15 protein-coding genes are annotated in these 12,884 nt (G+C 68.2%); 7 read left to right on the forward strand and 8 right to left on the reverse strand.

Translation table 11 applies throughout. The annotated features are described in order from the left end of the window. The first annotated feature begins 126 nt into the window (after positions 1-126). The 3 genes from pssA to rimI are packed head-to-tail and all read left to right on the forward strand — an operon-like array spanning position 127 to position 1,967. Positions 127-915, forward strand: a complete 789-nt coding sequence (gene pssA / locus LF63_RS03940; RefSeq protein ID WP_043099788.1) for a CDP-diacylglycerol--serine O-phosphatidyltransferase — start codon at positions 127-129, stop codon at positions 913-915. Between the two features lie 8 nt (positions 916-923). Then, positions 924-1,412, forward strand: a complete 489-nt coding sequence (locus LF63_RS03945) for a hypothetical protein (RefSeq protein ID WP_043103103.1) — start codon at positions 924-926, stop codon at positions 1,410-1,412. Positions 1,413-1,466: 54 nt separating this feature from the next. Further along, positions 1,467-1,967 (forward strand): ribosomal protein S18-alanine N-acetyltransferase, encoded by a 501-nt coding sequence (gene rimI, locus LF63_RS03950; RefSeq protein ID WP_043099790.1) that lies wholly within the window; start codon positions 1,467-1,469, stop codon positions 1,965-1,967. 54 nt (positions 1,968-2,021) lie between these two features. Here the strand turns inward: rimI and LF63_RS16100 are convergent, their stop codons facing one another. The 7 genes from LF63_RS16100 to LF63_RS03985 all read right to left on the reverse strand — a co-directional run bounded on the left by LF63_RS16100 (position 2,022) and on the right by LF63_RS03985 (position 9,160). Beyond that, positions 2,022-2,201, reverse strand: a complete 180-nt coding sequence (locus LF63_RS16100; RefSeq protein ID WP_200877532.1) for a hypothetical protein — start codon at positions 2,199-2,201, stop codon at positions 2,022-2,024. 125 nt (positions 2,202-2,326) lie between these two features. Next, positions 2,327-5,245 (reverse strand): valine--tRNA ligase, encoded by a 2,919-nt coding sequence (locus LF63_RS03960; RefSeq protein WP_043099792.1) that lies wholly within the window; start codon positions 5,243-5,245, stop codon positions 2,327-2,329. 102 nt (positions 5,246-5,347) lie between these two features. Further along, complete coding sequence (locus tag LF63_RS15175) at positions 5,348-6,052, reverse strand: DUF4328 domain-containing protein (protein WP_052394669.1); 705 nt, start codon at positions 6,050-6,052, stop codon at positions 5,348-5,350. A gap of 47 nt (positions 6,053-6,099) precedes the next feature. Then, on the reverse strand, positions 6,100-7,164 hold the full coding sequence (gene hemE, locus LF63_RS03970; protein WP_043099794.1) for a uroporphyrinogen decarboxylase: 1,065 nt from the start codon (positions 7,162-7,164) through the stop codon (positions 6,100-6,102). Positions 7,165-7,186: 22 nt separating this feature from the next. Next, on the reverse strand, positions 7,187-7,432 hold the full coding sequence (locus LF63_RS03975; RefSeq protein ID WP_043103106.1) for a WGR domain-containing protein: 246 nt from the start codon (positions 7,430-7,432) through the stop codon (positions 7,187-7,189). 100 nt (positions 7,433-7,532) lie between these two features. Next, the gene (aroB, locus tag LF63_RS03980; protein ID WP_043099796.1) at positions 7,533-8,618 is read right to left on the reverse strand and encodes a 3-dehydroquinate synthase; all 1,086 of its coding nucleotides are present in this window, start codon (positions 8,616-8,618) and stop codon (positions 7,533-7,535) included. Beyond that, the gene (locus tag LF63_RS03985; protein ID WP_043099797.1) at positions 8,615-9,160 is read right to left on the reverse strand and encodes a shikimate kinase; all 546 of its coding nucleotides are present in this window, start codon (positions 9,158-9,160) and stop codon (positions 8,615-8,617) included. The genes aroB and LF63_RS03985 overlap by 4 nt, the downstream gene beginning before the upstream one ends. Positions 9,161-9,190: 30 nt before the next feature. On the opposite strand from LF63_RS03985, the gene LF63_RS03990 reads away from it, so the two are divergent. Both LF63_RS03990 and LF63_RS03995 read left to right on the forward strand, forming a co-directional pair. Further along, a complete protein-coding gene (locus tag LF63_RS03990) occupies positions 9,191-10,039 on the forward strand; it encodes an SDR family oxidoreductase (protein WP_043099798.1) in 849 nt (282 codons plus the stop codon). Between the two features lie 76 nt (positions 10,040-10,115). Further along, the gene (locus LF63_RS03995; RefSeq protein WP_043099799.1) at positions 10,116-10,319 is read left to right on the forward strand and encodes a dodecin family protein; all 204 of its coding nucleotides are present in this window, start codon (positions 10,116-10,118) and stop codon (positions 10,317-10,319) included. Positions 10,320-10,573: 254 nt separating this feature from the next. On the opposite strand, the gene LF63_RS04000 is transcribed toward LF63_RS03995, so the two are convergent. Continuing rightward, positions 10,574-11,428, reverse strand: a complete 855-nt coding sequence (locus LF63_RS04000; protein WP_043099800.1) for a kinase — start codon at positions 11,426-11,428, stop codon at positions 10,574-10,576. Between the two features lie 65 nt (positions 11,429-11,493). Between LF63_RS04000 and pdxH the strand changes: the two genes are divergently transcribed. Both pdxH and LF63_RS04010 read left to right on the forward strand, forming a co-directional pair. Continuing rightward, a complete protein-coding gene (gene pdxH, locus LF63_RS04005) occupies positions 11,494-12,081 on the forward strand; it encodes a pyridoxamine 5'-phosphate oxidase (RefSeq protein ID WP_043099801.1) in 588 nt (195 codons plus the stop codon). Continuing rightward, positions 12,078-12,881 (forward strand): ABC transporter substrate-binding protein, encoded by an 804-nt coding sequence (locus LF63_RS04010; RefSeq protein ID WP_081945077.1) that lies wholly within the window; start codon positions 12,078-12,080, stop codon positions 12,879-12,881. The genes pdxH and LF63_RS04010 overlap by 4 nt, the downstream gene beginning before the upstream one ends. The last annotated feature ends 3 nt before the right edge of the window (positions 12,882-12,884 follow it).

Raw genomic sequence — 12,884 nt, forward strand, 5'->3', positions numbered from 1 at the left:
CAACCGGCATGGGCACCTCGGGCCGGAAATGGTTTCGGGCGCGGGTTCGTTTTGGGGGCGTGCGGCCCACGCCCGGCAATGGTTTACACTGTGCCGACGCCTATATCTCGGAGTCGACACAAGCGCATGAGCGACACGCCTACCGTCCGCCCGCCGCGCCATCGCGGGATCTACCTGCTGCCGAACCTTTTCACCACCGGAGCCATGTTCTCCGGCTTTTTCGCCATCGTGTCCGGCATCGGCGGGCATTTCGTGTCGGCGTGCGTGGCCGTGTTCGTGGCCGCGCTGCTGGACAGCATGGACGGCCGCGTGGCACGTATGACCGGCACGCAGAGCGATTTCGGCGTGCAGTACGACTCGTTGTCGGACCTGGTCAGCTTCGGGCTGGCGCCGTCGCTGGTGATGTACACGTGGTCGTTGTCGGAATTGCGCGCCTACGGACCGCTGTGGGGCAAGATCGGCTGGGCCGCGGCCTTTATCTATGCCGCCTGCGGCGCCTTGCGCCTGGCGCGTTTCAATACCCAGGTCGGGGTGGCCGACAAGCGCTACTTCCAGGGGCTGGCCAGTCCTGCGGCGGCGGCGCTGTGCATGTCCTTCGTGTGGAGCATGGAGCGGGATGGCGTCAGCGGCGCGCAGGTCTGCTTCATCACGCCGTTCCTGATCGTGATCGCCGGATTGCTGATGGTCAGCAACGTGCGCTACTTCAGCTTCAAGGCCTGGCCCAAGTCCGATCGCGTGCCGTTCCTGTGGGTGATTTCGGCGCTGCTGGTCCTGGTGCTGCTGGCGATCGATCCGCCGCACGTGCTGCTAGCCGTGTTCGGTCTGTACGTGATTTCCGGGCCGGTGATGACGCTGTGGGGTCGCGTCACGACGCGTCGCCGGCGCGCCCGGCGCGGCGAACCGCCGGCGGCCTGAGACGCATGATGGCGACCGCCTCCCGCCACGAACGGCTGCGCGCGCTGGGCGTGACACCCTACCGTCTGCGCGCGCCGCGCGGCGTGGAAGCCGTTCCCGCCGAGCCCTCGATCATCGAAGCGGCGGTGGCACCCACGGCCACGCCGCGTGCCGCGGGCGCCACCGTGCCTTGCGTGCTGCTGCTGCCGGCGGGGTGTCCGCCGCGCACGCTGGATCTGATCGGTCGCAGCATGCATGCCTTCGGCGCCGATTTCGCGCGGGCGCCGCGGTTTTCGGTATCGACCGAGGGTGTACTGGATACGCCGCCCACGGCGCGCGCCTATCTCGCTTTCGGCGACGCCCAGGCTCGCGCGCTGGGCCACGTGCTCGACGCCGACGTCATGCATGCGGCCGAGATCGTGCTGCTGGATCTGCCCGAGGCCCTGCATGCCGGCGCGTCCAAGCGCCGACTGTGGCTGGCGCTGAAGGCGCTGCGGCGGCGGATGCGCGCGCACTGAGCGCTCCGCGACCTCGCGCTGGGCAGGTGGCGCGCGTCGTCGCATAATCGCCGCATGGCCGCCGTCGTCGCTCCCAACCTGCCGCGTATCCGCATGATGCGGCGCGAGGATCTCCCGCAAGTCACCCTGATCGAGCGGGAGGCTTACGAGTTCCCGTGGAGTCCGGGCATCTTCCGCGACTGCATGAAGGCCGGTCACGCGTGCTGGGTGCTGGCCTGGCCGGGCGAGGTGGTCGGTTACGGCATCCTTTCCGCGGCCGCCGGCGAAGCGCACGTGCTGAATCTGTGCGTCGACCCGCAGCATCAGGGCATGGGGCATGGCCGGCGCATGTTGCGGCGATTGCTGGACCTGGCGCGCTGGCACGGTGCGTCGCGGGTGTTCCTGGAGGTGCGGCCGTCGAACGTGGCCGCGCACAAGCTGTATCTCGATCACGATTTCGTCGAGATCGGTCGCCGGCCACGCTACTACCCTGCCGCGCAGGGTCGCGAGGACGCCATCGTGATGATGCACAAGCTGGTGCCCGATCAGCTGGAGGCGCCCGATTCGGCCGGCTAGACGCGCTGCGTCAGCGGCGCGGCGAGGACGCTCTCTCGCGTGACGAAGCGCAGCTCAGACAGCGTGTGATCGCGGAGTCCATGTGCCGCGGGCTTCGGTGACGGGTTCGCCACAGGCGATGCGTGCGCCGTAGCTGCCGTCCGCGATCCGACGCAGAGCCGTCTGGATGCGTTTCAGGCTCTGCTGGCGACGGCGCTGTTCGGCCAGCGCCATCTGCTGCTGCATCGCGTCCATGCGCGAAAGCCGGCCCAAGGAAGACGGATCGAGTTCGACCGTGGCACGGGCGTCGGCCGCGTCGGCATCTTCTTCGAGCAGGCGCAGGCGCAGTTCGAGAAGACGACCGGCGGCATCGGCGTAGATCAGCCGCTCAGGCGCACGGCCTGTTCGCGCAGGGCCTCGCGCTGGGCGCTCCATTCCGTCAGACGCTGACGCTCCTGCGCGACCACCTCGGCCGGCGCGTTGTCGACGAAGCGGGCGTTGCCGAGCTTGCCCTCGCACTTGGCGATTTCCTTGTCGATACGCGCGATTTCCTTCTCCAGGCGCGCCTTCTCGGCATCGAGGTCGATCAGCCCGGCCAGCGGAATCAGTACGCGCAGGTTGCCAACCACGGCCGCGGCCGCCGCCGGTTCCTCGGCGTCGGCGTCCAGCCAGACCGGCATCTCGGCGCGGCCTAGGAAGGCGATCTGCGCCGCGAACTTGGCCGCGCGAGTGCGATCGCTGGCGTCGCCGTCGGCCAGCAGCAGCGGAATCGTCTTGCCCGGCGCGATGTTCATCTCCGCGCGGATCTTGCGCATGCCCGACAGCACGGCCTTGAACCACTCGATCTCGGCGGTCGCCTCGGTGTCGGCGTGGATCGCAGCAGCCTCCGGCCAGGCGCGGTCCATGAGGTGCTTTTCGCTCAGGCCCAGGCGCGGCGCGACCGACTGCCAGATCTCCTCGGTGATGAACGGGACGATCGGGTGCAGCGCGCGCAGCACCGATTCCAGCACCACCAGCAGGGTGCGCCGGGTCGAGGTTGCCGCGGCTTCGTCGTCGCCCTGCAGCGCCGGCTTGGCCAGTTCCAGGAACCAGTCGCAATACTCGTTCCAGACGAACGCGTACAGGCTCTGCGCCAGATGGTCGAAGCGGTAGTTGGCGAAGTGCTGCTCGGCCTCGGTCAGGGTCTGCTTCAGGCGCGTGAGAATCCAGCGCTCGGCCTCGGTGGCCGGCGCGCCGGCGGGCGCGGCGATCTCGCCTTCGGGCAGGTTCATCAGCACGAAGCGGGCCGCGTTCCACAGCTTGTTGCAGAACGCCTTGTAGCCCTCGGCGCGGCTGATGTCGAAGTTGATCGTGCGGCTGTAGCTGGCCAGCGCGGCGAAGGTGAAGCGCAGCGCGTCGGTGCCGATGGCGGGAATGCCTTCGGGGTAATCCTTGCGGATGCGTTTCTCGACCTTCTCGCGCACCTGCGGGATCAGCAGCGACTTGGTGGATTTTTCCACCAGCGGTTCCAGCTCGATGCCGTCGATCAGGTCCAGCGGGTCCAGGGTGTTGCCCTTGGACTTGGACATCTTCTGGCCTTCGGCATCGCGCACGATGGCGTTGATGTAGACGGTGCGGAACGGCGCTTCGCCGACGAAGTACTTGGTCGCCATCACCATGCGCGCGACCCAGAAGAAGATGATGTCGAAGCCGGTGACCAGCACCGCGCTGGGGAGGTAGATTTTGTCCTGCGCCCAGTCGGCGACAATCTCGCCGCGCTCGTTGCGGACCGGGCCGTCGGCCGGCCAGCCCATGGTCGAGAACGGCCACAGCGCCGAGCTGAACCAGGTGTCGAGCACGTCTTCGTCCTGACGCAGCGCGCCGACCGGCGCGGTCGTGGCGTGGGCGCGCGCATCGGCCTCGTCCTCACCGACGAAGATGTTGCCGGCCTCGTCGTACCAGGCCGGAATGCGGTGGCCCCACCACAGCTGGCGGCTGATGCACCAGTCCTGGATGTTCTCCAGCCACTGCGTGTAGGTGGTGGTCCAGTTTTCGGGCACGAAGTTGATCTGTCCCGAGGTCACCGCTTCCAACGCCGGTTCGGTGATCGCCTTGCGTCCGCCCGGACGACCGTCGGGCAGCGTGTCGGAGGTCAGGTCGACGAACCACTGGTCGGTCAGCATCGGCTCGATCACGGCGTCCGAGCGCTGGCTGACAGGGACCTGCAGCTTGTGCGGCTTGGTCTCGACCAATAGGCCTGCCTCATCAAGATCAGCAACGATCAATTTGCGTGCGTCGTAGCGATCCAGACCGCGGTATTTTTCAGGGATGTTGTTCAGCGAGTTTGCTGCTTCAACTCCCATGTCAAGCGCTTCTAGAACAGAAGTCTTGGTGCGGGCATCTTTTGCATCGTCAGGCCCACCGAGGACTTCGGCCTGTAGATTAAAGATGTTGATTGGCTTCAGTCCGTGCCGCTTGCCGATCTCGTAATCGTTGAAGTCGTGCGCCGGGGTGATCTTCACGCAACCGGTGCCGAATTCGCGATCGACGTACTCGTCGGCGATGACCGGAATCTCGCGGCCGACAAGCGGCAGCACCAGCGTCTTGCCGATCAGGTGCGCGTAGCGCTCGTCCTCGGGGTGCACGGCCACGGCGACGTCGCCGAGCATGGTTTCCGGACGCGTGGTGGCGATGGTCACCGACTCGTCGCTGCCGGCCACCGGGTAGCGGATCGACCACATGTGGCCGTCGCGCTCGACGTTGTTGACCTCCAAATCCGACACCGCCGTGCCCAGCGCCGGGTCCCAGTTGACCAGGCGGTTGCCGCGGTAGATCAGGCCGGCGCGGTACCACTCGATGAACACCTTGCGCACCGCGGCCGAGAGTCCCTCGTCCATGGTGAAGCGCTCGCGCGACCAGTCGGCGGCCACGCCCAGCCGGCGCATCTGATGGGTGATGGTGGAGCCGGATTCCTCCTTCCACTGCCACACCCGGTCGATGAAGGCTTCGCGGCCCAGCGCGTGCTTGTCGGTGTTCTGCGCGGCCAGCTGATTCTCGACGATCTTCTGCGTGGCGATGCCGGCGTGGTCGCTGCCGACCTGCCACAGGGTGTTGTCGCCGCGCATGCGCCGGTAGCGGATCAGCATGTCCATCACCGTCTGCTGGAACGCGTGACCCATGTGCAGCGTGCCGGTGACGTTCGGCGGCGGCAGCAGAATGCAGTACGGATCGCCCTTGCCGGTCGGCTTGAAGCAGCCGTCGGCTTCCCAGCGGTCATACCACTTGGACTCGATCTGCGCGGGTTCGAAACTCTTTTCCATGGACGGACTCGGGCGGGCGCCGGAGGCTCGGCGCGGAGAAAGCGGGAAAAGTCCGTGATTGTACGGGGCCGGGGGCGTTGGCCCAAGCGCAGGCGCGTGCCCTCAGGCGTTCAGCGGGGGCGGCTCGGGTGCATCGTCCAGTTCGAGCGCGTATTCGGTGAGTGCATACCCTGCCTGGAGTTGGCTGGTTTTCCAGACGATGTAGATGAAAAATACCGTGGAAACGACATGCAGAAGCAGATGCGCCAAGGTCAGCACGATGCCCGACCGCGCGGTGTCCGGATCGTGCGAGTGCAGCATCGAACTCGCGATGTACACCATGACGGTCGTCACGATCCGCAGCACCCACCATGTCACGACCGGGATAGCGCTGGCCGAGGCAGTGCGTTCGCTGGGGTCGTGACTGGTCATCCACACTTCCTGTACGACTAGGCAGGGTATGAACAGGTTCGCGAAGGGAACGAAGAACCAGCCCACGCACCAGCCGGGGGTGTACTCAAGCGCCCGCGCTCCGAGCGCTCGGATGTTGGCCGCTGCCCGGTACAGCCAGACCAGGAAAAGGATGCCGTTGAGCACGAACAGAAGCTGCTTGCTCAGGAGAAGTACGCGCTCGTTGGCGGCAAGCGGGTGGAAGTGCTGCGACAGCGCATACTGCGCGCCCGGGTCGTGTTCGAGCGCTCGCGAAATCAGGAGGTGCAGGTACAGGTCGTTGCCGAACTGGGTCAGCGTCAACAGGCCGTAGACGACGGCAAGCATGCAAACCGCCCAGGCGAGCGGCTTGGGATTGCTGAAGGTGTACGCGCCCATGATTTCCCCCTTTCCTGGGCCGGAATATAACAGGGGGCGCGTTCGCGCTAGTGGCGGATGCGACGTCCGGCTTCGTGCACGGCATCGACCAGCACCTTGACGTGCTCCGGGTCGACGCCTGGCGTGACGCCGTGTCCGAGGTTGAACACGTGGCCGGGATGCGCGCCGAAGGCGTCGATGGCGGACGCCACTTCGCGACGGATGATGTCGGGCGAGGCGTGCAGCACCGACGGATCGAGATTGCCCTGCAGCGCGACGCGCGCACCGACGCGGCGGCGGGCTTCGTCCAGGCCGATGGTCCAGTCCAGACCCAGCGCGGCGCAGCCGGTGTCGGCCATCGCTTCCAGGTGCGCGCTGGCGCCCTTGGAGAACAGCACCACCGGCAGTTCGCGCGCATGCGCGTCGGCTTGCAGCAGCTCGACGATGCGGGCCAGGTAGCGCAGCGAGAATTCGTGGAACATGGGCGGCGAGAGCAGGCCGCCCCAGGTGTCGAACACCATCAGCGCCTGCGCGCCGGCTTCGGCCTGGGCGGCGAGGTAGGTCGCGACGGACTGCGCCAGCGTGTCGAGCAGGCGGTGCATCGTCGCGGGATCGTTCCAGGCCAGCGCCTTGGCGCGGGCGAAATCGCGCGAACCTTCGCCCTCGATCATGTAGCAGGCCAGGGTCCAGGGGCTGCCGGAGAAGCCGATCAGCGGCACGCGGCCGTGCAGCTCGCGGCGGATCAGGCGCACCGCGTCCATCACGTAGCGCAGTTCGCCGTCCATGTCGGGCACGGTCAGCCGCGCGATGTCGGCGGCGCTGCGCAGCGGGCGCTCGAATTTCGGTCCTTCGCCGGCGACGAAGGTGAGGCCCAGACCCATCGCATCGGGAATGGTGAGGATGTCGGAGAACAGGATCGCCGCATCCAGCTCGAAGCGATCCAGCGGCTGCAGCGTGACTTCGCAGGCCAGCTCGGGGTTCTGCGCCAGGGCCATGAAGCTGCCGGCCTTTTCGCGCGTGGCGCGGTATTCCGGCAGATAGCGGCCTGCCTGACGCATGATCCAGACCGGCGTGGTGTCGGTCGGCTGGCGGCGCAGGGCGCGCAGGAAGCGGTCGTTCTTCAGTTCGGTCATGCGGACATTCCGTGCGGCGGCGTCAGGCCGCGCCCTGGGTGAAGACCACGCGGTAGCCGCGCTTGATCTGGCTGTCGCGCGTCTTCTCGAACGCCGCGATGGCGTCTTTGTCTTCGAGGAAGACCTCGCGGCGCAGCGTGGCGCGGCCGCCCTGGCGGCCGGATTCGCGCAGCAGAATCCAGCCGCCGAGCAGGTCCTGCTCCAGCGTCAGCTGCACGTAGCGCGGCGTTTCGCCGGCTTCCGCGTTGGTCTGCATGTAGATGCGCATGAACGGCAGTCGCTCGGGGCGGTCGATGTAGCCGTCCATTGTAGAGCATGGGACGGCGGGCAGCGATCCGGCGTCGGTGTCGTCGTTGCGTCGACCGCGTTCAGGCGGCGGTTTCGAGCACGGCGCGCACGTCGCTCTCGTCGACGTCGGCGACGATCTCTGCCCGGCCGATGCCGCGCCACAGGATCAGCCGCAGCCGGCCGCCCAGATTCTTCTTGTCCAGACGCATGTGTGCCAGCAGCGCTTCGGCATCCAGTCCCTGCGGCGGCGCGACGGGCAGATGCAGCGCCTGCAGCAGGCGCGCCAGTCGCTCGCCATCGGCGGCCTCGGCCATGCCCAGGCGCGCCGACAGCGCGGCCGCCTGGCACATGCCGATGGCGACGGCCTCGCCGTGCAGCAGGGTGCCGTAGCCGCACTCGGTTTCCAGCGCGTGACCGAAGGTGTGGCCGAGGTTGAGCAGGGCGCGTTCGCCGCGCTCGGTCTCGTCGCGGGCGACAATGGCGGCCTTGTGCGCGCAGCAGCGGGCGATGGCCTCGGTCACCGCGGCGGTGTCGCGACGGTTCAGGGCCTCGGTCCGCGCCTCCAGCCACGTGAGAAAGTCGGCATCGCCCAGCGCGCCGTATTTGACCACTTCGGCCAGGCCAGCGCGGTATTCGCGGTCGGGCAGCGTATCCAGCGTGTCGGTATCGGCGACCACGGCGCAGGGCTGGTGAAACGCGCCGACCAGATTCTTGCCGGCCGGCAGGTTGACGCCGGTCTTGCCGCCGACCGAGGAGTCGACCATCGCCAGCAGCGTGGTCGGCATCTGCAGGAAATCGATGCCGCGCATCCAGCAGGCGGCGGCGAAGCCGGCCATGTCGCCGATCACGCCGCCGCCGAGGGCGATCACGCAGGCGTCGCGCGAGGCCCCGAGCGTGGCCAGCGCCTCGAGCACGCGCGCGATCTGGTCCAGCGTCTTGTAGGCCTCGCCGTCCGGCAGCACCAGTGCGTCGGCGTGCAGGCCGCCCAGCTGCGCCATCACGCGGGACAGGTACAAAGGCGCGATCATCTCGTTGCTGACCACCAGCACGTGCCGACCGTGGATGTGCGTGCGCCAGTCCGCGCCGGCGTCGAGCAGGCCGGGGCCGATGAGGATCGGGTAACTGCGGTCGCCGAGACCGACGTGCAGGGTGTGCGGAGCATTCATGTCGTGGAAGTCTGCAGGCGTTGCCAGTGTTCGTCGATGCGGGTGCGGCAGCGGGCGAAGGCGCGCTGCACGCGTTCGTTCTGGCCGATGATCGCCAGTTCGGCGATCTCGGCGTAGAGCGGATTGCGGCGGTCGGCCATGTCCCTGAGGCGCTGGCGTCGGTCGACGCCGGCCAGCAACGGTCGGGCGCGATCGTACTGCAGGCGCTTGAGCTGCTGGTCGACGCTGGCCTGCAGCCAGATCACGAAACCGCGCTGGCGCAGATGCTCGCGGCTGTCGGCGTCGAGGATCGCGCCGGCGCCGGTGGCCAGCAGCACCTGCTCGCGCCGGCTACACTCTTCGAGAATGACGGCCTCGCGGTGGCGGAATCCGGCTTCGCCCTCGATCTCGAAGATGGTCGAGACATCGACGCCGGTGTGTTCCTCGATCTCGCGGTCCAGGTCCAGGAACGTCAGGCCGTAGTGATCGGCCAGACGTCGTCCGATGGACGTCTTCCCGGCCCCGGACGGGCCGACCAGGAACAGGTTCGACGAAGGGTTCATACGGCGATGCTAGCAGCCTCCGCGAAACGAATGGACGTCCCTGCGCCGCGCGTGTTGATCGCCGGTTGCGGCGACGTCGGCAGCCGCGCCGCGGCCGTGTTGCAGGCGCGTGGCGCGACGGTGTTCGGTCTGCGTCGTTCGTCGGCGCCGCTGCCGACGGGCGTCGTCGCGGTGCGCGCCGATCTGGCCGACGTCGCCAGTCTTGCGGCCTTGCCCGAGGGCATCGAGCAACTGGTGTACCTGCCCACGCCCGACACGCGCACGCCGGAGGCCTATCGCCGCGTGTTCGTCGATGGCCTGGAACGCCTGCTCGATGCGCTCGACACCGCGGCGTTGCGGCGCGTCGTGTATGTGTCGTCCAGCGCGGTCTACGGCGATCATGGCGGCGACTGGGTGGACGAAGACACGCCGCCGCAGCCGCCCGGCTTCAATGGCTCGATCCTGCTCGAAGGCGAGCGGCGTCTGGCGGCACGCGGGTTGCCCGCGACCGTGCTGCGTCTGGCCGGATTGTACGGGCCGGGTCGCGAGTCGCTGCTGCGTCGTTTGCAGGCGGGGCAGGCGCGGGTGCCGGCGACGCCGTTCTGGGCCAACCGCATCCACGTCGACGACGCGGCTGGCGCCATCGCGCATCTGCTGACCCTGGACGCGCCGCAAGACCTGTACCTTGGCGTCGACGACACGCCGCTGCCGCTGGATGTGCTGTACGGCGAACTCGCCGAGCTGCTGGGCGCGCCGCCGCCGCCGCCGACAGGCGATGCGCCCTCGGGGATCGGCAACAAGCGGCTGTCCAACGCGCGCTTGCGCGCCAGCGGTTTTGTGCCATGCTGGCCCGACGCGCGCGCGGGCCATCGAGCGCTCATCCAGGCGCGCGCAGGCTGAGGTTCCACGGAGCGGGGGGATTCCGCCGGCTCGCCGACACAGGCGCGGGCCGTTCCGCACGTGCAGGAGCATCGCCATGCAAGTCGCCAAGGTCATCGAATTGAGCGCGTCCTCGCCGAAGGGCATCGAGGACGCCGTGCAGCAGGGATTGAGCAAGGCCTCCGAGTCGATCAAGGGCATCCAGGGCGCCTGGGTCAACGACATCAAGTGCGTCACCGACGCCAAGGGCTCGGTGCAGGAGTGGCGCGTGAACATGCGCGTCACCTTCGTCGTCGACTAGGGAACTGAACCAACCTGCGTAGGCGTCACTGTGCCGTGCGCGTCTGCGCGCGCGTGGTGCGTCGGCGAAGGCGCGAGCTGGTGTCGAGACGGCGTTCGCGCAGACATGGCGGACCCAGGCATTTGAATCCACGGTTCGGCGTGGTGTCCGGAAGGCCTGCAGGGTCACGCGCATGGCTTGCCCAGGCCGTCTGCGCAGTGTCGCGCGCACATTCTGCGAGGCTTCTGGATGTCCTGTCGCCTGCGTAGGTGGGTTCAGAGCATCCCTAGGGACGGGCGGGTGCGAATTGCAGTCACTCGACGTGCGGCGTCGAGGCGGATCAGCACGTCCGCACGCGCGGGCAGGCTGTGCAGCGCATGCCGGCTGAGGCGTTCGTAGTGCTGCATGAAGCGCCGCAGTTGCGCGTCGTCCATGGCGTGCGGGGCCTCGCGTTCGCGCAGCGGCCGCTCGGCTTCGGCGCGCCAGCGGCAGACCGTGGGCCAGTCCGGCGCCTGCAGCACGATCAGGGCGTCCAGTCGCTTCCACAGGTCCTGCATATCGGTCAGGGCGTCGTTGACGTGGCGACGCCAGCGGCCGTCCGCGTCTTCATCGCGTTCCAGCGCGTTGATCGGCGCATGCAGCGCCGCTTCGGATTGCGGCGGCACGCCGACGCACCAGCCTTCCAGCACGATCAGCCGCGGCGGCACGCGCACCTGCGGCCAGCGCGAGGGCGGCTTGCGAGTGTCGTGACCCTTGTCGAAGCGCGGCAGCGCGACCGGGTGCGCTGCCGAGGCGTCGGCAAGCGTATCCAGCGTCTCGTGCAGCAAGCGCAGATCGTGCGTACCGGGCACGCCGCGCGTGGCCAGCAGGGGGTGAGCGCGCGCGGCCAGGCGCGCGCGGGCGCGACGTCCGAGATAGCCGTCGTCCAGCGACAGCGTCTGCGCCGGCCAGCCGCGACCGCGGGCCTGACGCACCAAGGTGCGCGCCAGCGTGCTCTTGCCGCAGCCCTGCAGACCGGAGAGACCGAGAAGATACGGTCTCGGTTCGGCAAGCACTTGATTTGAAAATATTTCCAACAGCCGCTGCGCGAGGGCGTCGAGCGCCGTGCTAGCATCCCGCTTTGACATCATTCCCACCGATGACCGCGCCTGTCCGGCAGCATAGCCGCGTCGCCTCATCCACGACATTCGCACCCATGCTCAACGAAGAAATACTTGCTACCTTCCGCGGTCTGCTTGAGGAGGCGCGCAGCTCGATCGACCCCGAGCCGACCGCCATGAACCTCTCCACGGCCACGCCCGACGGGCGCGTGCACGGCCGCATCGTGCTGCTGAAGGGCGTGGACGAGCGCGGCTTCCGCTTCTTCACGAACTACGAGAGCGCCAAGGCCGAACAGATCGCCGCGCATCCGCAGGTAGCGCTGACGTTCCACTGGAAGCACATCCGCGACGGCGTGCAGGTGCGCGTGCAGGGGCGCGTCGAGCGTCTGTCCGAGACCGAGTCCGACGAGTACTTCGCCGGTCGTCCGCGCGGCAGCCAGATCGGCGCCTGGGCGTCGCTGCAGTCGCGTCCGCTGCCGGATCGCGCCACCTTCGAGGCGCGCGTGGCGCAGTTCGAGCAGGAATACGAAGGGCGCGACGTGCCGCGACCGCCGCACTGGGGCGGTTACCTCGTGGTCGCCGACACCATCGAGTTCTGGTACGCCGGCCAGTTCCGCCTGCACGAACGCGTACGCTGGCAGCGCGCCGGCAAGACCTGGACCTCCAGTCTGCTGTATCCGTGACCGATCCGTTCCCGCAACGCATCGTCTGCCTGACCGAGGAGCCCACCGAGACGCTGTACGCGCTCGGCGAACAGGCGCGCATCGTGGGGATTTCCGGGTTCACCGTGCGCCCGCCCGAGGCGCGCCGGGAGAAGCCCAAGGTCTCGGCCTTCACCAGCGCCAAGCTGGACCGCATCCTGGCGCTGGAACCCGATCTGGCGATCGGCTTCTCCGACATCCAGGCCGACATCGCGCAGGCGCTCATCAAGGCCGGTGTCGAGGTCTGGATCAGCAACCATCGCAGCGTCGAGGGCATTCTCGGCTACATCCGGCGTCTTGGCGGCATGGTTGGCGTGCCCGACAAGGCGAATGCCTATGCGGCGCGCGCCGAAGCGCACATCGCCTCCGTGCGCGAAGCCGCCGCGGCCTTGCCGCGACGGCCGAAGGTCTACTTCGAGGAGTGGGACGAGCCGGCCATCAGCGGCATCCGCTGGGTCGCCGAGCTGATCCGTATCGCCGGCGGCGACGACATCTTTCCCGAACTCGCGGCCCAGTCGCTGGCGAAGGATCGCATCCTGGCCGACGACACCGAAGCCGCGCGGCGCGCGCCGGACATCGTCATCGGTTCGTGGTGCGGCAAGCGGTTCCGGCCGGAGAAGGTCGCGCGACGTCCGGGCTGGGCCGAGGTGCCCGCGGTCCGCGACGGCGAGCTGCACGAGGTGAAGTCGCCGATCATCCTGCAGCCCGGTCCGGCCTGTCTGTTCGACGGCCTGGACGCTCTGCACGCGATCATCCGGCGTTGGGCCGAACGCCACGCCTGAGTG

Origin of the sequence: Oleiagrimonas soli, from assembly GCF_000761445.1 — a bacterium.
Classification (GTDB): domain Bacteria; phylum Pseudomonadota; class Gammaproteobacteria; order Xanthomonadales; family Rhodanobacteraceae; genus Oleiagrimonas; species Oleiagrimonas soli.

Bases quoted from the DNA above. Each gene is read 5' to 3' on its own strand.
- pssA (WP_043099788.1), top strand. From the start codon at position 127: ATGAGCGACACGCCTACCGTCCGCCCGCCGCGCCATCGCGGGATCTAC.
- LF63_RS03945 (WP_043103103.1), top strand. From the start codon at position 924: ATGGCGACCGCCTCCCGCCACGAACGGCTGCGCGCGCTGGGCGTGACA.
- rimI (WP_043099790.1), top strand. From the start codon at position 1,467: ATGGCCGCCGTCGTCGCTCCCAACCTGCCGCGTATCCGCATGATGCGG.
- LF63_RS16100 (WP_200877532.1), bottom strand. From the start codon at position 2,201: ATGGACGCGATGCAGCAGCAGATGGCGCTGGCCGAACAGCGCCGTCGC.
- LF63_RS03960 (WP_043099792.1), bottom strand. From the start codon at position 5,245: ATGGAAAAGAGTTTCGAACCCGCGCAGATCGAGTCCAAGTGGTATGAC.
- LF63_RS15175 (WP_052394669.1), bottom strand. From the start codon at position 6,052: ATGGGCGCGTACACCTTCAGCAATCCCAAGCCGCTCGCCTGGGCGGTT.
- hemE (WP_043099794.1), bottom strand. From the start codon at position 7,164: ATGACCGAACTGAAGAACGACCGCTTCCTGCGCGCCCTGCGCCGCCAG.
- LF63_RS03975 (WP_043103106.1), bottom strand. From the start codon at position 7,432: ATGCGCATCTACATGCAGACCAACGCGGAAGCCGGCGAAACGCCGCGC.
- aroB (WP_043099796.1), bottom strand. From the start codon at position 8,618: ATGAATGCTCCGCACACCCTGCACGTCGGTCTCGGCGACCGCAGTTAC.
- LF63_RS03985 (WP_043099797.1), bottom strand. From the start codon at position 9,160: ATGAACCCTTCGTCGAACCTGTTCCTGGTCGGCCCGTCCGGGGCCGGG.
- LF63_RS03990 (WP_043099798.1), top strand. From the start codon at position 9,191: ATGGACGTCCCTGCGCCGCGCGTGTTGATCGCCGGTTGCGGCGACGTC.
- LF63_RS03995 (WP_043099799.1), top strand. From the start codon at position 10,116: ATGCAAGTCGCCAAGGTCATCGAATTGAGCGCGTCCTCGCCGAAGGGC.
- LF63_RS04000 (WP_043099800.1), bottom strand. From the start codon at position 11,428: ATGATGTCAAAGCGGGATGCTAGCACGGCGCTCGACGCCCTCGCGCAG.
- pdxH (WP_043099801.1), top strand. From the start codon at position 11,494: ATGCTCAACGAAGAAATACTTGCTACCTTCCGCGGTCTGCTTGAGGAG.